Consider the following 19919-nt stretch of genomic DNA (forward strand, 5'->3'; position numbering starts at 1 on the left):
GGGATGGTTCCTAGCCGGCGTAGGGGTCTGCGATGCCGATGTACTGGGTGTAGAGGTATTCCTCGATGCCTTCGAGGCCGCCTTCACGGCCCAGGCCGGACTGCTTGACCCCGCCAAAGGGTGCCGCCGCGTTGGAGACGACCCCGGCGTTCAGGCCCAGCATGCCGGTCTCGAGGCGTTCGCCCATCCGGATGCCGCGGTTGAGGTCCCGGGTGAAGACGTAGGCGACCAGGCCGTACTCGGTGTTGTTCGCCAGCCGGACCGCCTCATCCTCGGAGGAGAAGGTGATGATCGGGGCGACGGGACCGAAGATTTCCTCGGACAGGATCCGTGTCCCCTCGGTGACGCCCTTGAGGATGGTGGGCTGGTAGAAGTAGCCCGGGCCCTCGACAGCGGCGCCGCCGATGACCGCGACCGCACCGGCGGACACGGCATCCGAGACGAGCTCGTGGACCTTGTCACGGCTCTTCGCATCGATCAGCGGGCCGACCTTGGAGGCCGCCTCGGTGCCGCGGGCCGTGGTCATGTCCGCCATCTTCGCGGCAAACTTCTCCGCGAACTCGTCGGCGACGGATTCGTGCACAATGAACCGGTTCGCGGCCGTGCAGGCCTCGCCCATGTTCCGCAGCTTCGCCAGCATGGCCCCGGCGACGGCGGCGTCGACGTCGGCGTCCTCAAACACCACGAACGGGGCATTGCCGCCGAGTTCCATCGAGGTCCGCAGCACGTTCTCGGAGGCATCGGCGAGCAGCCGGCGGCCGACCTCGGTGGAACCGGTGAAGGAAAGCTTGCGCAGCCGGGAGTCCTTGATCAGCGGACCCGTGGTGGCGCCGGCAGTGGAGGTGGGGATGACGTTCAGCACCCCGGCCGGCAGCCCGGCCTCCATCATCACGGCGGCGAACAGCTGGGAGGTCAGCGGGGTCAGGTTCGCTGACTTCAGCACCATGGTGCAGCCCGCGGCGACGGCGGGGGCGACCTTGCGGGTCGCCATGGCCAGCGGGAAGTTCCACGGCGTGATCAGCAGGCACGGGCCCACCGGCTTCTTCGTCACGAGCAGCCGGGACTTCCCGTCCGGGGAGACCGAGTAGCGGCCGAAGGCCCGGACGGCTTCCTCGGAGAACCAGCGCAGGAACTCGGCGCCGTAGGTGACCTCGCCGCGGGCCTCGGCCAGCGGCTTGCCCATTTCCAGGGTCATCAGCAGTGCGAAGTCCTCGGCGCGTGCGGTGACGAGCTCGAAGGCCCGGCGCAGGATCTCGCCGCGCTCCCGCGCGGGGACCTTCGCCCAGGACTCCTGCGCGGCGGCCGCCGCGTCCAGGGCAGCGGCGCCGTCCTCGGGGCCGGCGTCGGCGATGCTCAGCAGGACCTTGCCCGTCGAGGGGTCCTCCACGTCGAAGGTCTTCCCGGACGCGGCCGGACGCCACTGGCCGCCGATCAGCAGACCGGTGGGAACAGAGGCCAGCAGGGCGCTTTCACGCTCTGCGGTAACAATGGGCTGGGCAGTTACAGTCACGGTTGACTCCCTCGTCAGCGATTCGGGGTGAATGGGATTGGGTTCAGCACTGCCCGAGTTCACACTCAACAGGTGCTGATTTACTGCCACGGTACTGCCGTGCTCTCCGGACTGTCTACGCATGCCCGCACTACGTCGTACCGGATCCGCTGTGCAGCTGCACAGCGGATGTTCCGGCCGGGGCCGGCCCTGCTACCGGGCGGCAAGCACCGCGGAGTAGAGTTCCCGCTTGCTGACCTTGGCGTCCTCCGCCACGGCCGCGACGGCTTCCTTCAGCCGGATACCCTGCGCCATGAGCGCGTTGACGTCGGCCACGTGGTCTTCCGGCTTGCCCGGTTCCCGTTCCGGGGCGCCGCCCACAACGACGGCGATCTCGCCGCGCACCTCGCTGGACTCGGCCCACTCCAGCAGTTCGCGCAGGGTGCCGCGGATGACCTCCTCGTAGGTCTTCGTCAGTTCCCGGCAGATCGCGGCATGCCGGTCCGCACCGAACCGCTCGCGCAGGGCCCGGAGCATGGGTTCGAGCCGGTGCGGGGCCTCGAAGAAGACCATGGTGCGCCGCTCGGCGTCGAGGTCCGCGAGCCGGGAGGACCGTTCCCCGGCCTTGCGCGGCAGGAACCCCTCGAAGCAGAAGCGGTCGGTCGGCAGGCCGGAGAGCGCGAGGGCGGTGAGCACGGCGGAAGGTCCGGGGGCGGCGGTGACCGTCAGCCCGGCGGCCACGGCCCCTTCGACCAGGCGGAAGCCGGGGTCCGAGACGGACGGCATGCCGGCGTCGGTCACCATGACGAGGGTCTTGCCGGCGCGTACCTGGTCCAGGAGTTCGCCGGTCTTGGCGGCTTCGTTGTGCTCGTGGTAGCTGATGATCCGGCCGGCCACGGTGATGCCCAGGTTCTGGACGAGGCGGTGCAGCCGCCGGGTGTCCTCCGCGGCGACGATGTCCGCCGTGGTCAGCAGTTCGATCAGCCGGTAGGTGGCGTCTCCGACGTTCCCGATGGGGGTCGCCGCCAGCACGATCCGGCCGGGGCCGCCGCGTGGCGCGACGGCCGGCGCCGCGGGGCTTTCCTCGGGCCCGGGACCTGCGCCGTCCCCGACGTCGTCCGGCGCGGCCGCGCCATCGCTGGGAAGATTCGGGGCAGTGCTGAGTTTAGGATCCACACGACCAGCCTACTGGCACAGGGCGCGGGCGGACGGCGGGGCTGACCACCTGGCCAGCGGCCACAGCCGCGAAAGGTAGCATGGGCAACGTGACGCAGACCCCCACGCGGCCTGTCGAGACCGGTCCCACCGGTTCGGCGCCCCCAGCCACCAGCACCGGACGCAACCTGGAGGGGCACCGCTGGGTCAGCCGCCCGGCGGAGGCGTTCACCCCCGAAGCCCTCCGGGACCGCCTGATCGGCAGCATCCAGAGCTGGCGGGACTATCCGCCCTCACTCCGGCTGTGGTTCTGGCTCATTCCGGCCATCACCGCGGCCCTGGGCGGAATCCTCCGCTTCGTCCGGCTGGACACGCCGCGCAGCCTGGTCTTCGACGAGACCTATTACGTCAAAGACGGCTACTCGATGCTGGTCAGCGGCTACGAGCGGGCCTGGCCGGAGAAGGCCAATGACGCCTTTGCCGCCGGCAATCCCGGCGTGCTGCTCGACTCGCCCGAGTACGTCGTCCACCCGCCGGTCGGCAAGTGGATGATCGCCGCCGGCATGTGGCTCTTCGGCCCGGACAATCCTTTCGGCTGGCGGTTCGGAGCGGCCCTGACCGGCACACTGTCCATCTTCCTGCTGGCCCTGATCGCCCAGAAGCTCTTCGGCTCCCTGACGCTCGGGGCGGTGGCGGGCCTGCTGCTGGCGGTGGACGGCCACCACCTGGTGATGTCCCGGACCTCCCTGCTGGACATCTTCCTGATGTTCTGGGTCCTTGCCGCGTTCGGCGCCCTGCTGATGGACCGCGACGACGGCCGGCGCCGGCTCGCCGCGCGGCTCGGCCGGCAAGCCGCCGCCTCCCCGGACGGACGGCCCGGACTGCTCCAGCTGGCGTCCGGCCCCTGGCTGGGGATCCGCTGGTGGCGGATCGCGGCCGGCGTGTGCCTGGGACTGGCTGTCGGCACGAAATGGTCCGCCCTGTTCTTCCTGGCCGGCTTCGGGCTGCTGACGGTCTTCTGGGACCTGAGCGCGCGGCGCATCGCGGGGATCCATGGCTGGATCAGCGGCGGGATCCTCAAGGACGGGGTTCCGGCCTTCCTCAGCATCGTCCCGGTGGCCGCCCTGGTGTATGCCGCCACGTGGACCGGCTGGTTCCGCTCCACAAACGCCTACTTCCGGCACTGGGCCGAAACCGTTCCGTCGGCGGAATGGGGCTGGCTGCCGGATGCCGTCCGGTCCCTGGCGCACTACCACCTGGAGGCCTACAAGTTCCACCAGGGGCTCAGCGCCGAGCACCCCTACGAGGCCAGCGCCTGGAGCTGGCTGGTGCTCGGACGGCCCACGTCGTTCTTCTACGAATCCCCCAAACAGGGCAGTCCGGGGTGCGACACGGCCAGCTGCACGACGGCGATCCTCTCCGTCGGCAACCCGCTGATCTGGTGGGCCGCCGCCGTCTGCCTGGGCGTCCTGCTGTTCTGGTGGGCCGGGCGGCGCGACTGGCGTGCGGGGGCGGTCCTGGCCGCGGTGGCGTCCGGGTACCTTCCCTGGTTCCTGTACCCGGAGCGCACCATGTTCTACTTCTACGCCGTGTCCTTCGAACCTTTCCTGGTGCTGGCCCTGGTGTATTGCCTGGGACTCGTCCTGGGGCAGCGCACCGATCAGCTGTGGCGGCGGCGTTCCGGGCTCTACCTCGTGGCCCTCTTTGTGGTCACCGCCGTCGTTGTGTCGGCGTTCTTCTATCCGATCTGGACCGCCGAGACCATCTCCTACCAGGATTGGCGGTTCCGGATGTGGATGCCGTCCTGGATCTAGGGCAGGATTGCAGGGGACGTCCACCACCGCCAGGCGGACCCGGAACGGAGAAACGGTCGTGAGAGAAGCAAGCACCGCACTGCTCGTCGAGCTCGACCCGGGCAGCAACGTGACGGACCTGCTCCTGGAACAGCACGCCAAGGATCCCGTGCATGCGCTCTACTCCCGCAAAGGACCGGCCGGCTGGGCCGATGTCACCGCACAGCAGTTCCTGGACCAGGTCCGGGCACTGGCCAAGGGCCTGATTGCCGGCGGCATCACCCCGGGGGAAACCGTGGCGGTCATGTCCGGCACCCGCTACGAGTGGACCGTGGTGGACTTTGCCATCTGGTTCGCCGGCGGCGTTACCGTCCCCATCTACGAAACGTCCTCGGCCAGCCAGATCGAATGGATCCTGCACGACTCCGGCGCCCTGCGCATCTTCGCGGAGAACGAGGCGAAGGCCGGCCTGCTCCGGGAGGTCCTGGACGGCGCATCCCTGCTTGGCGCCACCGTGCTCCCCGTGGTGCGGATGGACTACAACGGCGCGGCACCGAACCTCGCCAGCCTGGCCGCGGCGGGCGCCGGAGTCGGCGACGCCGAGCTGGAACGGCACCGGTCCGCCGCCGGACTCGCGGACGTAGCCTCGCTCGTCTACACCTCCGGCACCACCGGCCGGCCCAAGGGCTGCGAAATCACGCATGGGAATTTCGCCCTCGTCGCCAAGAACATCGTGCTGTTCCTGCCCGAAATCCTTTTGCAGCCCCGCTCCAGGACCCTGATGTTCCTCCCGCTGGCCCACGTCCTGGCCCGCGCCGTCCAGGTGATCTGCCTGAGCGCCGGGACCACCCTGGGCCACTCCGCCAGCGCCAAGGAACTGCTTGAGGACCTCGCCAGCTTCCGGCCCACCTTCCTGCTCGTGGTGCCCCGGATCTTCGAGAAGGTCTACGCCGGTGCCGCCCGCAAGGCGGCCCTGGCGGGGAAGCAGCGTTTGTTCGACCTGGCAGCCGCCGCCGCCATCGAATACTCGAAGGCCCTCGACGCCGCGGCCCGGGGCAACGGGACGGGCCCCGGCGCCGTGCTCCGCGCCAAGCACGCCCTTTTCGACCGGCTGCTGTACCCCAAGCTGCGGCAGGCCTTCGGCGGCCAGTTGGGCTATACGGTCTCCGGTGCCAGCCCGCTCAGCCCCCACGACGCGCACTTCTTCCGCGGTGCAGGCATCCCGGTCCTGGAAGGCTACGGACTCACCGAAACCACGGCACCGTGCACCGCCAACACCCCGACGCGGACCAAAGTGGGCACGGTGGGCATCCCGGTGCCCGGAACCACCATCCGGGTCGCGGAGGACGGCGAGATCCTGGTCAGGGGCATCGGGGTCTTCAAGGGCTACCACAACAACGCCGCAGCCAATGCGGAGGCGTTCGTGGACGGGTTTTTCCGCACCGGCGACCTCGGGTCCCTGGACAGCGACGGTTTCCTGACCATCACCGGCCGGAAGAAGGACCTGCTCGTCACCGCCGGCGGCAAGAACGTCGCCCCCGGGCCGCTCGAGGAGAAGATCCGCGAGCACGAACTCGTCCTGCAGGCCGTGGTGATCGGGGACGGCAGGCCGTTCGTCTCAGCCCTGATCAATCTGGACCCCGAGGGCCTGGAAAGCTGGTGCGCCGTGCAGAAGATTGCCGCGATGAGCCCCGCCGAAGCCAGCCGCGACGCCCTGGTCCGCAACGCCCTGCAGCGTGCCGTGGACGAGGCGAACGCGCTCGTCTCCCAGGCCGAGTCGATCCGCAGCTTCGTGGTGCTGGACGCCGACTTCACGGTGGAATCCGGGCACCTGACGCCGTCGCTCAAACTCAAGCGCGCCGCCGTCGTGCGTGACTTCGAAGCGCAGATCAACCGCATCTACGGCTGATCCTCTGCCGATGTCCCACCGGGGAGGTGCGGAGGGCACACACGGAGTTTAGGCGCAGAGGACACGCAGAGAAGCGGCCTCCACCGCAGTGCCGGCCGCTTCTGCTGCCTGTCAGACGCCGGTTTGCGGTGTGCCTAGAAGGTGCTGGAGTATCCCCGCGTCGGGGTGTCATGCGATCCGGTGTCCGGCGACCCGGTGGTTGTGGAGCTCCCGGCAGCTGAATCCGGTTCGGAGGCAGCCGCGGCAGCCGCTTCGCCGGCCTTGTCCCGGCGGAAGAGCGACCGCTTGGCCGGGACAGCGCCCGCGGTCTCAGCATCAATCGGGTCAGCGTCGGTGGTTTCGTCCCCGGCCGGGTCAACTGCCGCTGCGCCGCGTTTCGGCAGCCCGCGGCGCTTGCGCGTCGGCCAGGTAAGGATCAGGGTGACGAGCGAGGTGACCAGCACCAGGCCGCCGATCACGATCCCGCCGTCCACCCAGAACTGGGCCGGGAAAAGCCGGATCAGGGTGTCCTGCAGCGAGAACGTCCAGGTGCCGCTGGCGAAGAAAATGCTGTGGAACTCGGCGAAGAACTGTTCCCAGCCGAGCACAGCCAGTACGCCGAGGCTGAGGATGACCACGAGGGTGATGATGGACCCGGCGAACAGCCCGCGCCGCACTCCCCCGGGGCTCCGGCGCCGCAGGTAGATGACGGCGATCAGGCTGAGCAGGATCAGCACGAGGCCCGCGCCGAAGGTGGACAGGATGACGAGCTTAACGTCGGCCATGTGGCTGACTTCGCCGCCCCCGAACAGCTTGTCGCCGCTGCGGTTGACGAGCTCGCCAAGGTACCGCGGTCCGGCCCAGTTGCTGAGGTAGTCCACGGCATAGGAGCCGTAGGTCATACGGTCGTCGGTGTTGAAGCCGTAGCCGTCTCCCGGGAAACCGGGGCGGTTGTACTCCACCCAGAGGAACAGGGGGCTGGCGACGGCCCGGACGGCCAGCACCAGCAGGATGACCGGGAAGCAGACGGCGAGCAGGACCTGCATCACGCGCGGGGCCACCGGTTTGGCGTTCGCCGCGTGTTCACGTTCGGCGTTCCGGCGCCGCACTTCCTCCTCCGGGGGACGGATCTGCAGCGCCGAGGTGGGCAGCGGTTCGCTGAAGTGCGCGCCGTTTTCCTGCGGGGTCGGTTCGACGGCGGCTTCCGCGGCCTTGCGGTCGGCGCGGCTGCCGGCCTGGCGCCAGGCCGGGTCCGGCGCGGAGGATTCGGGGGTGCTGTCAGTCCGAGGCGGGGGTTCCGGGGCGGTACCGCCGGCACCACTCCCGGGGGCGCGGTCGGAGGCCGCGGCGGAACGCTTGTCCGTGGTGCTCGGCTTCATCCAGTCGAAGGCGGGTTCGTCAGCGTCATCGGGCGGATCCAGCTGCGGATCCTGTCGGTTCGGAGGGGTGGGACTTGAGTCAGTCACTGCGGCTTCGCTTCCGTAGGCGTCCGCGCTCCCGGGCGGGGCCCGGCAACGCTACTTCTTCTGCCTCCGAGCCTACCGCCAGAGCCTCGGAGTGGGCGAGGTGCCACCCCGAAGCGGACCGGGAATCAGCGGACCGGGAATCAGCCGGGACTCAGGCGACCGGGGTGCAGCCGGCGGGCCCGGGCCGCCCGGTCAGCGCTTGGCGTACTGTGCCCAGGGGATGTTCCAGTCGCCGAAGCCTTCGAGCGGTTCCACAGCCGGGGCCCCGGTGTTGAGGGTCTGGACGACGTCGCCGGTCTTCATGTTGTTGAAGAACCAGGCGGCGTCCGCCGGGAGAAGGCCGACGCAGCCGTGCGAGACGTTCGACTTGCCCACTACACGCCACGCCGATTCGAGCGCCTGGTGTACGTACACTCCGGAGCTGGTGAGCCGGTTGGCGTACTCCACGGTCAGGGGCGGGTAGTAGCCCTTGTCGCCGGGCTTGAGCCCGATGCTGCCGGCGTTGAACCTGGAGTTGCGTTCCTGCTCCATGATGACGGCGAAACCGGTGGGTGAGAGCCAGTCGGCGTCCCCCAGCGTGACCGGCGCGGTCCGGACCAGCTGGCCGTCGAAGTACACGTTCATAGTCTTGGTGATGTCATCAACGACGGCGAGGCGCTGCGGCCCCACTTTGAAGGAAACCTTGGTGTCGGCGTTGCCGATCATCCCGTTGCCGAAGTCGACGCCGAAAAGCTGCAGGTCCACGGTGATCCCGCTGTTGGCGGCCCAGAACGTTTCGGGGCGGATCCGGACACGGCGGTCCGAATACCAGCGCCACGCCACAGCCTGGCCGGAGGACGAGCTGACGGCGACGGCCTTCTCCATCGCCCCCTTGTCCAGCACCGGCTCGCTGAAGACAATCTCGATGGGCTGGCCGGCGCCGACCGTGGTGCCGTTGAGCGGATACACGGCGGCGTCCGCTTCGTGGGCTTTGGCGACGGTGGCGAAGGTCTGGGCCGTCCGGGTCTCGCGTCCGGCCCCGTCCACGAGGGTGAAAGTGAACTTGTACTTCGTGTCGAATTCCAGGGGATCCCCGGCGGTCCAGGTCGAGCCGTCCGGGCTGGTGGTCCCCGGGACGCGGCCGCCCCCGGCGGCCGGGACCAGCACGACGTCCTTAACGACCCCGTTGACCGCCTTGACCGAGGGCGGGGCGGCGGGGTTGACGGCCTTGGCGCCGTCGGCCGGGGTCACTGCGAGTTCCACGAGCTTCACCACGGGGGCGGCGAGGCCGGCGACATTCCGCATCGGCGCCGCTGATTCTGACGGGATTTCCGCCTCGGCCCGGCCGGGCGCCGTTGCGATGCCGATCCCGCCGGCACCGACGGCGGCGCAGAGTGCCAGCACCCCCAACATCCTCCCGCTGGTCCGGCGGCCTCTGCGTGGCTGCGGCCGGCCTGCTGGGTCCCCGCCCCGGCGCGCCGCGCCGGGTTTCCTCACTATCTCGTCCATTATCTTGTCCCCCAAGTGGATTGTCCGCCCTTCGCGGGGCTGTCCGCGGCCTGGGCTCAGTTGGCGTACTGCGCCCAGGGGATGTTCCAGTCCCCGAAGCCGTCGTCCACGGCGGCGAAGTCGCCGTCGGTGTTGACCACCTGCACCACGTCACCGCTCGTCATGTTCTCGAAGACCCATGACGCACCGTCCGGACCCAGTCCCACGCAGCCGTGGGAGAGGTTTGCCTTGCCCAGAAACGGCATCGCGGAGTCCGTGGCCTGGTGGATGAACTCCCCGCTCGGGGTCAACCGCGTGGCGTAATTGACATCGAGCTGGCCGTAATAGGCCGGGTCACCCGGCTTGAGCCCGATCGTGGAGGCGTCCATGTGTTCCACCCGGTATTTCTCCATGAAGACGAGATACCCGCGGGCCGAGGGGAAGCGTGTGTCGCCCATGGTCGCGGGCCACTGGCCGACCTGCTGGTCATTGACACTGGCCGTGAAGGTGTGGGCCGCCGCGTCCGCGACGGCGACCTTCTTGTCGCCGATGTGGACGGTGACCAGCTTGTTAAAGTTGCCGATCTGCCCGTTGCCAAGATCGACTCCGAAGAGCTGCAGGTCCATCGTGACAGTGCTGTTCGCGGTCCAGAAGTTTTCCGGACGGTACCGGACCATGGTGTTGCTGAACCAGTGGAACTCGCCGGCCTGGCCGGAGGTGGAGCTGATCTTGATGGCCTTCTCGACGGCGTCCCGGTTCAGGACGGGCTCGCTGAAGGTGATCTGCAGCGGCTGCGCCACACCGACCTTCATGCCGTCCAGCGGGTAGATGGCGGCGTCGGCTTCGTTGGCGGTGGAGACCGTGGTGAAGCTGCGTGTGGTGCTGCTCTTGCGGCCGGCGGCGTCCACCACGGAGAACGTGTAGCTGTAGCGGGTGTTGAACTTCAGCGGTGCGGCCGCCGTCCAGCTGGAGGCATCTGCGCTGAGGGTTCCGTCCACGGCGTCGCCGGAACCGCTGGTGAGCGCCACGCGGTCGATGCGGCCGTTCTTGACCTTCAGGGTCACGGGCGCGGCCGGGTTGACCTGCTTGGAACCGTCCGCCGGGGCGACGTCGAGCTGGGCGAGGGCCACCACCGGGAAGGCGAGTCCCGGCGTCGACCGTTCCGGCGAGACCGACTCGGACGCGAAGGAGGCGTGGGCCATCCCGGGGCCCGCCGCGAACACTCCGCCGGCCGCGGCCAGAGCGCAGACTGCTCCGAGCAGGGCGAGTTTGCGGCCGGTGCGCCGGCTTTTCGGGGCGTTCACGATTCTCGGGTCCTTCCAGACGTTACCTTGAAAGCATAAGTGAATTTCCGCGGCGCCCGGCCCCGGGCCAGCCACGATCAGGTCACGAAGAGGGCCCCGGACGCAAGCCGGAGCCCTCTTTCGCAGTCACCTGCCGGTGCCGCTGCCGTGGTGGCAGCCCGCCGGCACGGTTTCTAGTAGCGGTACACGGTTTCTAGTAGCGGTAGTGGTCCGGCTTGTACGGGCCGGAAACCTCGAGGTCCAGGTACTCGGCCTGCTCCTTCGACAGCTCGGTCAGTTCAACGCCAAGGGCGTCGAGGTGCAGCCGGGCGACCTTCTCGTCGAGGATCTTCGGCAGCACGTAGACCTGCTTTTCATACTCCCGCTCCCCCTCCGGCTGGTCGCGCTTGGTGAAAAGCTCGATCTGCGCGATCGTCTGGTTGGCGAAGGAGTTACTCATCACGAAGGACGGGTGTCCGGTGGCGTTGCCGAGGTTCAGCAGGCGTCCTTCGGACAGCACGATGATGGAACGGCTGCCCTCTCCGGTGGCCGGGTCCGCCCCGAAGACCCACTCGTGCACCTGCGGCTTGATCTCAACCTTCTTGATGCCGGGAATCCGGGACAGCCCGGCAATGTCGATCTCGTTGTCGAAGTGGCCGATGTTGCCCACGATCGCCTTGTCGCGCATCCCGGCCATGTGCTCGGCCATGATGACGTCCTTGTTGCCGGTCGTGGTGATGAAGATGTGGCCCTCGCCGAGGACGGATTCCAGTTTCGCGACCTGGTAGCCGTCCATGGCTGCCTGGAGCGCGCAGATGGGATCGATCTCGGTCACGATGACTCGGGAACCCTGGCCGCGGAAGGCCTCCGCCGCGCCCTTGCCCACGTCGCCATAACCGCAGACGACGGCGACCTTGCCGCCCATCAGGACGTCGGTGGCGCGGTTGATGCCGTCGGGCAGGGAGTGCCGGATGCCGTACTTGTTGTCGAACTTGCTCTTGGTGACGGAGTCGTTGACGTTGATGGCCGGGAACAGCAGCTTGCCCTGCTCCGCGAGCTGGTAGAGGCGGTGCACGCCGGTGGTGGTTTCCTCGGTGACGCCCAGCAGCCGGGAGCCGATCCGGGTCCACTTCTGCGGATCAGCCTGCAGCGAGGCGCGCAGCACCTCCAGGAAGACCCGGCCTTCCTCGGACTCGTCATCGGCGGTGGCCGGGACGGCGCCAAGGGCCTCGAAGTCGACGCCCTTGTGGACCAGCATCGTGGCGTCTCCGCCGTCGTCCAGGATCATGTTCGGGCCGAGGTCCGGGTTGGCGTCGGCGCCGGGCCAGGTCAGGATCTGCTCCGCGGTCCACCAGTATTCCTCCAGCGTCTCGCCCTTCCAGGCGAACACGGGAACACCCTGGGGGTCCTCGACGGTGCCGTTGCCGACCACAACGGCGGCGGCGGCTTCGTCCTGGGTGGAGAAGATGTTGCAGGAGGCCCAGCGGACCCCGGCACCGAGCGCGGTGAGCGTCTCGATCAGCACGGCGGTCTGCACTGTCATGTGCAGCGACCCTGCGATCCGGGCGCCCTTGAGCGGCTGGCTGGCGCCGAACTCCTCGCGCAGTGACATCAGGCCGGGCATTTCGTGCTCGGCGAGGCGGATCTGGTGGCGGCCCGCCTCGGCCAGGGAGATGTCCGCAATCTTGTAATCGAGAGTCATATGAATCCTTTGCTGTGGCCGGCGGGCAGGTCCGGGACCTGGCTGCCTGTGACGAAGGTGAACGTGCTTATCGGTGGCTGTGAAGTACTTCGGTGCCGAACGGCGAAGCGATGGGCCGGCAGCCTAGCCGGCGTTGTGCCGGGATCCGGCGTCGTCCTGGCCCGGCTCAGCCTGGCCGGCGCCGGGCAGGGCGCCGTCGTGCTGGAAAGCAGGCGCCGCAGCGGCGGCGGGGAGGAGTTCCGGCGGCAGCAGCAGCGGGATGCCGTCCTCGATCGCGTAGCGCAGCTTCTCTCCGGAGGGGCCGGCCGTCGTGGTGACGAGTTCCTCGCCGTCCTGCACCAGGGGTGAGCCGGTGACGGGGCATCTCAGGACAGACAACAGTTCCGGACTGATCTTCGGCATGGTGAACGCTCCCTGGTGGACGCCGCAGCAGGCGCCGGTGGCTTACGGATTTTGCAGTTTCCAGCCTACCGCCAGTTGCAGCCTAGGACGGTTCGCGCAGCACGCGCAGATGCCCCCGGCGGGCGCCCTCGGCCGCGGCCGGCGCTGCCAGGGTCGGGTGGACCCCGCGCTGGCCCTGGCCGGATTCCGGTGCGGCGGGCCGGGTGGCCGCCTCCCGGACAGCGTCCGCAAGGGCGGCGAGGTCATCGGGTCCGGGGCCTGCAGGGGTGGCCGGCATGGCCAGCCGGAGCACTTCCCAGCCGCGCGGGACGGTCAGGGATCCGGCGTGCTGTTCACACAGGTCGTAACAGTGCGGTTCGGCGTAGGTGGCCAGCGGCCCCAGGACTGCGGTGGAGTCGGCGTAGACGTACGTCAAAGTTGCCACCGCTGAATTGCGGCAGGCTGACCTTGAACAAAGACGAATGGCACCCACGACATCACAGACTACTCCCCCGGGCCGCCGGACGCCGTGCGACGCGCTGGCGGCGGGTCGCGCGGCCCGTCTCGCGTAAACGATTCGCCGGGTTTAGAGTCGAGATATGCAGTCACCGCACCAAGATCCGGGTTTTACGGTCCGATTGGCTGACCCGGACGCCGGACGTCACGACGCCGGTTCCACACCGGACGGTTCCGCGCGCGCCACGGCGCCACGGAGCTTCCGCCAGCGGCGGAGGAACCGGCACGGCCGGGGGCTCCGCGGCGAACTGATGCTGCCCACGCTGCCCGGCTACCGCACCCGCTCGGACCGCTTCGACGACTTCGTGCTGGACTCGGCCGAACGGCTGCATGACATCTGGGGCAAGCCGCTGGACGGCGTCCGCTTCGCCGTCGACGAGATCCCGCCCGGACTCGAACAGCTGGTGGCGGACCGCACCGTCGCCCCGATGGGCGCATACTCCCCCGCCACGCCGGACGAGGGGCCGGTGATCACGGTGTACCGGCGCGTTGTCGAGCAGGCCTGCGGCAGCCGCGAGGAACTCCAGGACCTGGTCCATGACGTCGTGGTGGAGTACACCGCCGAGATGCTCGGTGTGCCGCCGGAGTCACTGGACCCGGTCTACCGCCGCCGCTACTAGGGCCGTTTCCCTGACAGCGCCGCCGGCCCTCCGCGGCCCGGCCCCCGGGACGGGACGGCCGGCGGAACAGCGCCGCCGGGCCCGGTCAGTGGCCCGGAGATCAGTAGCCGAGGGTGACCGGGACCTGCTCCTGGCCCGACGCCCCGGGGGCAATGGCCATCGTCGAGACATCCTGCCTGCCATCCTCCTGCAGCAGCACCGCGCCGTAGGCGGGTTCCCCGGCGGCGGACACGAGGTAGCCGACGAGCGGCGAGCCCTCGACCTCGGCCGGGACCTTGATGGAAGTCGTGGTGCCGCCTGCGATGTCGGCGGCCGCGGCTGCGCGGACCTTGCCGTCGGCCGTGATCGGCGTATAGGAAATCGTGGCCCGGCCGTCGGGGGCGCCGAAAATGAGGTAGCGCTCCCCCGAGCCGGGGACGGGGACAACGTGTTGGCTGCCCAGCCGCGCCGAGGCCGCCGACCAGGCGAAGTCGGTGGCCTCCTCGGCCTTGAGGCCCCGGGTCACACGCGCCGCCGCCGTAAAGGAGACGTCGGAACTGGCAGCGACGGTGTAGGGCCCGGCCGGCACACCGGACAGCGGAACCTCGGTGACGGACCCGGCCTTGGCCGTGACCACTCCGCCGCCGGGCAGGGCCTTCTGGCCGTCCCGTCCGAACAGCTTGATCGAGACGACAGCGTCGGCGGGCCCGGGCACGGTGATCTGCAGGGCCGGTCCCGCATCTGAGAAGCCGGTTTTGCCCGTGAGGTCCGCCAGTGCGGCCGGATCCTGGATGTCGACCCCGGAAACCACCTGGCGGAGGGCCGGAGCCGCGGCAGCGGCGATGAACTCGACGCCGCCGGGCGTCAGCCCGCGCAGCACGCTCTGCTGGATGACCGCGGCCACCGGGCCGCCTGCGCTGCGCACCCGGACGCTGAGCCGCTCCTGGCCCGGGGCGAGGCCGGCCAGGATGACGGAGCGGGTGGTGCCCGGCGCGACGAGGAGGCCGCGGCTGCCCGGAGCCTGGATCGGGCCCTTGGCTCCGAAGAGCTCGAGGCTGACCGTGGCCGGGCTGCTGGAGGCGTTGCTGAGGTTCAGCACGGCCGTCCGGCCCAGCGCGGTGTTGGCGCCCACAAGCCAGAGATCGTTGGCGGGCTGCTGGCAGGCAGTGGCCGCGGAACCACGGAGGTCCCCGTCCTCGGCCGCGTAACGCATGACGGCCCCCGCGGAGGCCTGGTGGTCGGCCTGTGCATCGGCGCTCAGGACCGTCGCGGCGTCGACGCTGCGCCGTGAGAGCACGCCGGCCGTCGGGACCGCGCCTGCGGGCCTGGGCGTGGCCGTGCTGTCGGAGGCCGGCGGGGCCTTGGCAATTTCGACCAGAGTGCTGCCGGTGAGCGAGGCGAGCCTGCTGCCGGGCAGGACGCCGGCACCGGAACCCAGCACCAGGGCGTTGACGTCGCTCCTGGCGGTGGCGGACTCCGGGCTGAACTGCGGATCGTTGCCCACGGGGGCGCCGTCGAGCAGACGTGCCGGTCCCGGGCAGACGCCGAGACTGCTGCCGGCGGGGACCGCCGTCAGCGGGGCCGCAACGGGCCGGCTGCTGCCCGGGCCCTGCGGGGTCAGTGCCGCGGCGGACACGAGTCCGCCGCCGGCCGCGACGAGGACGACGGCGGACAGGACACCGGCCAGCCGCCCGGCGCGCGGACCTGCCTTCAGCCGGGGCAGCCGCGCCCCGGCCGCCCCGCGCACGGGCCGGCCGGTTTGCGTCGGCGGCGGCCCGGCGGGGCTCCCGCCGTCGTCGGGTGTGACGGCGGCGAGGCTCCCGTCGTCCTCTGGTGTGACGGTGGCAGGGCTGCCGCCGTCGTCGGGTGTGACGGTGGCGTCGTTCGCGGGGGTGTCGTCCCTAGGCATGTTGATGTTCCTTACGCAGGGAGCCTTCGTCCCTGGAGAGGCCGGTGTTCGGCCGACGGGCAGGCATGGGGATGGCTAGCAGGGCGGTCAGGCCAATGATGACGGCCTGTGCAACGCCGGTCCAGATGGCCCACGGCGCCTCGTAGCGGATACTGAGCTGGCCGCCCTGCGCGGTCAGGGTGAAGGCCTGTGCCCAGCCGGAGGTGGTGGCGGTGAGGCGCCGGCCGTCGAGCCAGGCGCTCCAGCCCGGATCGGCGCGTTCCGCCAGCACCACGAGCCGGCCTTCCGGCCCCGCGGGCACCGCGGCATCGGCGGATACCGGCTGGGACGGGATCAGTCCGACGGTGGCACCCGCGCCGTCGACGATCCGGACGCGGTGCGCGACGTCGGCGGCCTGGATCACCGGCTGGTTCAGGGGGCTGATCCGCCAGAGCCAGCCGACATCGGTCTTGCCGACGGCGACGAGCCCGGGGACCGCGTCCATCCGGCTCGCCGTCAGCTGCGCGGCGGTGTCTGCGGCCCGCAGCACCACGAAGCCGACGCCGAGCTGCTCGAGTTCCGCGCGGGGATCGACGCCCTGGCCGGCCACGATGGTGGCCACGACGCTGCGCACGGACGCCGCAACGGCGTCGTCGTCCCGGACGGTTTCCTGCCCCGGCGCACCCATGATCGGGCGGGCGGCGGCGATGGTGGACAGTCCGTCGAGCGTGGTGCCGGCACCGCGCATCAGCGCGGCGTCATACGTTTCGTTTTCGCCGGTGGAAATGATCAGGGTGCGGGCCTGTTCCGGCCCCTCGCCGCGGTCAATGGCCGTCGCCGGGAGGGTCCGGGACTCGGCTGGCTGCACCAGCCGCAGGGCGCCAAGGGAACCCGTGCCGGGCATCCCGGAACCGGAGGCTTCCGGGATGGCCGGGGTGGCCTGCGGCGCAAGGTTTTGCGCCGCCCACACCGTCAGGCCCGCAAGCGGGCCCACCAGCAGGAGGACCATGGCCGTGACGGCGGTGGTGCGGACCAGAATCCTGCGGCCCACCGTTGCGGCGTCGGCCCGGTCTCCGGAGTCCAGCAGGCCCGCCGCGCCGATCAGTGCCGCGCCAAGGATGACGAAGGCCGCGGCCGATACGGCGGGTCCCGTGAAGGGAGTGACCAGGACGCTGGCGCTGGCTCCGGTGGCCACCTGGCCGCTGAGCCAGCCGCCGGCCAGCAGCAGCAGTGCCGCGGTCCAGAGGGCGCGGGCAGTCCGCGCCGACCGGCCCGGCAGGAACAGTGCCGCCACCGCCAGAAGCAGGACGGGCAGACCGATCAGCAGGGCGAGCAGGAGCGCCCAGGGCACGGACGAGTCTGCGCCGAATAGTGGCAGGCCGGTGAGACCGCCGTCGGCCGCGAAGCGCAGCGGCTGGCCCAGGGCCTGCTGCCACAGCGGTGCGGCGTCAAAGCCCAGCGGCAGGCCGGGGTCCGCGAGCAGGGCCCGGGGCCGGTCGATGGTGGAGGCCAGGAACGGCACGAACAGCGCGAGGCTGGGCAGCAGCGCCCACCAGACGGTGCGTCCGCGGCGGCCCAGGAGGGTCCCGCAGAGTGCCACGAGGACGACGGCGGGGAGCAGCAGGGACGGCGCGGATGCGGTAACGACGGCCAGTGCCATGCCGGCGGCCGCCGCAGCAGTCCACGAGGCGGTGCCGTTGACCCCGGGCTTGATCGGGGGCGCCTCGGTGAAGCGGCGCTCCCCCGGTGCCGGAACGGCGTAGCGTCCGCGTCCCGCGGCAGTGCCGGTGGCACGCAGCAGGGCCAGCACCAGCAGCGGCATCATGACGTGGACCAGCAGCGCCCCGACGCGTCCCTGGTTGAGCGCAACCTGCAGGGCCGGCGCGGCGGCCCAGATGAGGGCGGCGGCCAGGCGGAGACGCCGGCGCTGCGTCAGGGCACCAGCGGCGAACCAGGCGCCGAGGGCGGAGAGGGGCATGGCGAGAAGCAGCAGCCAGCCGAGGGCACCGTTGGCGTTGCCGGCACCGAGCACGCCCAGCACCCACAGGACGTAGCCGAAGGGGCTGCCGTGGCCGGGAAGTCCGGCGCCGAGGGTGATCCACCAGCCGGAGGCATGGTTCCAGATCTCACCCAGCCGCAGCGAGACCGGAATCAACGCGCCGCCGGAGACGGCCTCGACCCGGAAAAGGCTCAGCAGGCCGATCAGGGAGGCCGCCGTGGTGATCAGGATCGCGAGCAGCGCGCCGTTGCCGACCCAGCCCCGCTCGGTGGTGGTGAGTGCGGCGAAGTCGTCGGCCGAGTCGCCGGAAGGTTGTTCGGCCAGCGGGTCGTTCCCGGCCGGGCTGTCCCCGGAGTCGTCCGCGCCGAGGGCTTCCATCAGGGAGCGGCGGTGGGCCCAGACCTCCCGCCGCGGGGTCTGCAGCCCCTTGATCACGGAGCGCCGGATGCGGCGCGTCCGGGCAGCGTTCCGCCGCCCCCGGATCACTGCCGCGGGGCGTCCGAGAGCGCCGAATGTTGCCAAGAGCTGCGAGAAGCCGTGCCCCGGATCTTTGACCGCAATGCTCAGGACCAGTTTGAAGAGGCTGCCCAGCAGGGCGCCGGCCGCGTGCAGCGGCACCTTCCAGGCGGGGGCGTGCTTGAGCCTGAGGTACACCTGGGCCTTCCGGGCCGCCGTCGCGTTGCCCAGGGCGTGCGGGCGGTGCGAGACGTGGAACATCCTGGCTCCGGGGACCACCACCACACGGTGTCCTGCCAGCCGGTTCCGCCAGCAGAAGTCGACGTCGTCGCCGCTGCCGGGCAGGGCCGGGTCGAAGCCGCGGAGGTCCTCCCAGACGTCACGGCGGACAAGCATGCCGGCAGAATTGACTGCAAAAGTATCGCTTCGGCCGTCGTACTGTCCCTGGTCGAGCTCGTCGGCTTCGATGAGCGTCAGCCGCTCGGCCCAGCGGCTCGTGGAGAGCCCGACGTCGATCAGACGGCGTTCCGAATGCCAGTCCAGCTGCTTGCAGCCGGCCACGGTGACGGACGGCGCCCGTTCCACGGCCTGAAGCAGCTCGGCGAGGGCCTCGGGAGCAGGGGCCGCGTCGTCATGCAGCAGCCAGATCCACTCAGCCGCCGGGCCGGCGGCCCGGCCGCTGCCGGGCATGCCGCCGTCGCCCCAGGGCGCGAGGGCGCTGAGGCCTGCCTGCACGGCTGCGCCCATGCCGCTGCGGGTCTGGTCGAACATGGTGACGTTGGCTGTGCCGAAGGCCTGCTCGAGGAGGGCCGCGGAATTGTCGCGGGAACCGGTGTCAACCCCGATGCAGGTGTCCGCTGGCCGGGTTTGAGCCGCCAGCGCAGCGAGGGTCCTGGGGAGAAAATCACCGCCGTCGTGGGAAACCACGACGGCGGTGACTCGTACTTCCTGAAGAATTAGATTGCTCGCTTCCTAAGCCGGCGCCGCTCGCGCTCGGAGAGGCCACCCCAGATTCCGAAACGCTCGTCGTTGGACAGAGCGTATTCGAGGCACTGCGAGCGGACGTTGCATGCACCGCAGACCTTCTTGGCGTCGCGGGTGGAGCCACCCTTCTCGGGGAAGAATGCCTCCGGGTCAGTCTGTGCACAGAGGGCGTCCGTCTGCCAGCCCAGCTCGCCTTCATCGTCGAAGTCCTGCTGGGAGGGCAATCCGATCCATACCGGCTGCGCGGTGGTGCCGGCATGTAGGGTCTGGAGTTCCATCGGCGGGTCGTGGAGATCGTTGTCCTGGTCGGAACCGGACAGAAGTTCGTCGTGCGCCGCGAGGAAGGCGGTCGCCTGGTCCTGCAGCGAGTCCTTGGTGTGTTCGTTGTAGCGTTCGGCCGCGTCCGGATCTGCCGGATCTACATACCAGTCGCTCGGCACTCCGCGTGAACGGTATTTGGCCGTGGCCTGCCCAGCAACGACGGCCTCTTCATGGATACGCTCTGCTAGCCCCATTGGCGTTTCCTCTCTGATTTTGCAGCCTTAGACAGACCCTTGGACACTCGGTTGAGTGCCGGTTTCTGCACATTGGCTTTCGATACCTAATTACACGTGTGTAAGTATCCGGGAGTCAAGCCAAGGCGGAGATAATAATCAACCCAATCCGCAAATCCGGGGCACGCCACGCCCGGGATTTTTCCGCCCCGGCCCGAAGAACACGCGGAATAATCAGGGTGCTGAGCAGTTTGCAGAATTTTTCCTGAATTTCCGCGGAACTTCTCCACACGGGCCGGGGGCGGAGCCCGGCCGCCCCCGGGACGCGTATGACGGAGATCACACCCCGACGCCGTGGC

At 69.9% G+C, this 19919-nt stretch carries 14 protein-coding genes; 3 read left to right on the plus strand and 11 right to left on the minus strand.

From position 1 onward, the window contains the following. Positions 1 to 10: 10 nt before the first annotated feature. Both AC1MFL_RS04000 and rsmI read right to left on the minus strand, forming a co-directional pair. Positions 11 to 1510 (minus strand): NAD-dependent succinate-semialdehyde dehydrogenase, encoded by a 1500-nt coding sequence (locus tag AC1MFL_RS04000; protein ID WP_479813573.1) that lies wholly within the window; start codon positions 1508 to 1510, stop codon positions 11 to 13. 192 nt (positions 1511 to 1702) lie between these two features. Continuing rightward, positions 1703 to 2524 carry a 16S rRNA (cytidine(1402)-2'-O)-methyltransferase gene (gene rsmI, locus AC1MFL_RS04005; protein WP_479815293.1) on the minus strand — a complete coding sequence of 274 codons (822 nt, stop codon included), beginning with the start codon at positions 2522 to 2524 and terminating at the stop codon, positions 1703 to 1705. A gap of 221 nt (positions 2525 to 2745) precedes the next feature. Here rsmI and AC1MFL_RS04010 point away from each other — a divergent pair, with 221 nt between their 5' ends. Continuing rightward, entirely contained in the window at positions 2746 to 4458 is a 1713-nt protein-coding gene (locus tag AC1MFL_RS04010; protein WP_479813574.1) for a dolichyl-phosphate-mannose--protein mannosyltransferase, read from the plus strand. Positions 4459 to 4516: 58 nt separating this feature from the next. Further along, positions 4517 to 6346 carry an AMP-dependent synthetase/ligase gene (locus tag AC1MFL_RS04015; protein WP_479813575.1) on the plus strand — a complete coding sequence of 610 codons (1830 nt, stop codon included), beginning with the start codon at positions 4517 to 4519 and terminating at the stop codon, positions 6344 to 6346. A 134-nt stretch (positions 6347 to 6480) separates the two neighbouring features. On the opposite strand, the gene AC1MFL_RS04020 is transcribed toward AC1MFL_RS04015, so the two are convergent. From AC1MFL_RS04020 to AC1MFL_RS04045, 6 genes are all read right to left on the minus strand, one after another. Further along, positions 6481 to 7791: a TIGR01906 family membrane protein gene (locus tag AC1MFL_RS04020; RefSeq protein ID WP_479813576.1), complete on the minus strand. Its 1311-nt coding sequence runs from the start codon at positions 7789 to 7791 to the stop codon at positions 6481 to 6483. 192 nt (positions 7792 to 7983) lie between these two features. Then, positions 7984 to 9183: a L,D-transpeptidase gene (locus tag AC1MFL_RS04025; protein WP_479813577.1), complete on the minus strand. Its 1200-nt coding sequence runs from the start codon at positions 9181 to 9183 to the stop codon at positions 7984 to 7986. Between the two features lie 152 nt (positions 9184 to 9335). After that, a complete protein-coding gene (locus tag AC1MFL_RS04030) occupies positions 9336 to 10562 on the minus strand; it encodes a L,D-transpeptidase (RefSeq protein ID WP_479813578.1) in 1227 nt (408 codons plus the stop codon). Between the two features lie 193 nt (positions 10563 to 10755). Then, on the minus strand, positions 10756 to 12243 hold the full coding sequence (ahcY, locus tag AC1MFL_RS04035) for an adenosylhomocysteinase (RefSeq protein WP_479813579.1): 1488 nt from the start codon (positions 12241 to 12243) through the stop codon (positions 10756 to 10758). A 123-nt stretch (positions 12244 to 12366) separates the two neighbouring features. Continuing rightward, entirely contained in the window at positions 12367 to 12645 is a 279-nt protein-coding gene (locus AC1MFL_RS04040; protein WP_479813580.1) for a Trm112 family protein, read from the minus strand. 82 nt (positions 12646 to 12727) lie between these two features. Continuing rightward, positions 12728 to 13117 (minus strand): DUF3499 domain-containing protein, encoded by a 390-nt coding sequence (locus tag AC1MFL_RS04045; RefSeq protein ID WP_479813581.1) that lies wholly within the window; start codon positions 13115 to 13117, stop codon positions 12728 to 12730. Between the two features lie 106 nt (positions 13118 to 13223). Between AC1MFL_RS04045 and AC1MFL_RS04050 the strand changes: the two genes are divergently transcribed. After that, positions 13224 to 13760, plus strand: a complete 537-nt coding sequence (locus AC1MFL_RS04050; protein WP_479813582.1) for a metallopeptidase family protein — start codon at positions 13224 to 13226, stop codon at positions 13758 to 13760. A gap of 100 nt (positions 13761 to 13860) precedes the next feature. On the opposite strand, the gene AC1MFL_RS04055 is transcribed toward AC1MFL_RS04050, so the two are convergent. From AC1MFL_RS04055 to AC1MFL_RS04065, 3 genes are read right to left on the minus strand one after another with little or no spacing between them, the layout of a single operon-like run. After that, a complete protein-coding gene (locus AC1MFL_RS04055) occupies positions 13861 to 15648 on the minus strand; it encodes a DUF5719 family protein (RefSeq protein WP_479813583.1) in 1788 nt (595 codons plus the stop codon). After that, entirely contained in the window at positions 15641 to 19039 is a 3399-nt protein-coding gene (locus AC1MFL_RS04060; RefSeq protein ID WP_479815295.1) for a glycosyltransferase family 2 protein, read from the minus strand. The genes AC1MFL_RS04055 and AC1MFL_RS04060 overlap by 8 nt, the downstream gene beginning before the upstream one ends. Beyond that, positions 19039 to 19581: a WhiB family transcriptional regulator gene (locus AC1MFL_RS04065; protein WP_479813584.1), complete on the minus strand. Its 543-nt coding sequence runs from the start codon at positions 19579 to 19581 to the stop codon at positions 19039 to 19041. The genes AC1MFL_RS04060 and AC1MFL_RS04065 overlap by 1 nt, the downstream gene beginning before the upstream one ends. Positions 19582 to 19919 lie beyond the last annotated feature (338 nt).

The sequence above is a fragment of the Arthrobacter sp. BG3 genome (assembly GCF_056680185.1).

Coding starts and splice junctions, on each gene's coding strand:
- AC1MFL_RS04010 (WP_479813574.1), top strand. CDS start 2,746: ATGGGCAACGTGACGCAGACCCCCACGCGGCCTGTCGAGACCGGTCCC.
- AC1MFL_RS04025 (WP_479813577.1), bottom strand. CDS start 9,183: ATGTTGGGGGTGCTGGCACTCTGCGCCGCCGTCGGTGCCGGCGGGATC.
- ahcY (WP_479813579.1), bottom strand. CDS start 12,243: ATGACTCTCGATTACAAGATTGCGGACATCTCCCTGGCCGAGGCGGGC.
- AC1MFL_RS04040 (WP_479813580.1), bottom strand. CDS start 12,645: ATGCCGAAGATCAGTCCGGAACTGTTGTCTGTCCTGAGATGCCCCGTC.
- AC1MFL_RS04050 (WP_479813582.1), top strand. CDS start 13,224: ATGCAGTCACCGCACCAAGATCCGGGTTTTACGGTCCGATTGGCTGAC.
- AC1MFL_RS04055 (WP_479813583.1), bottom strand. CDS start 15,648: ATGCCTAGGGACGACACCCCCGCGAACGACGCCACCGTCACACCCGAC.
- AC1MFL_RS04065 (WP_479813584.1), bottom strand. CDS start 19,581: ATGGGGCTAGCAGAGCGTATCCATGAAGAGGCCGTCGTTGCTGGGCAG.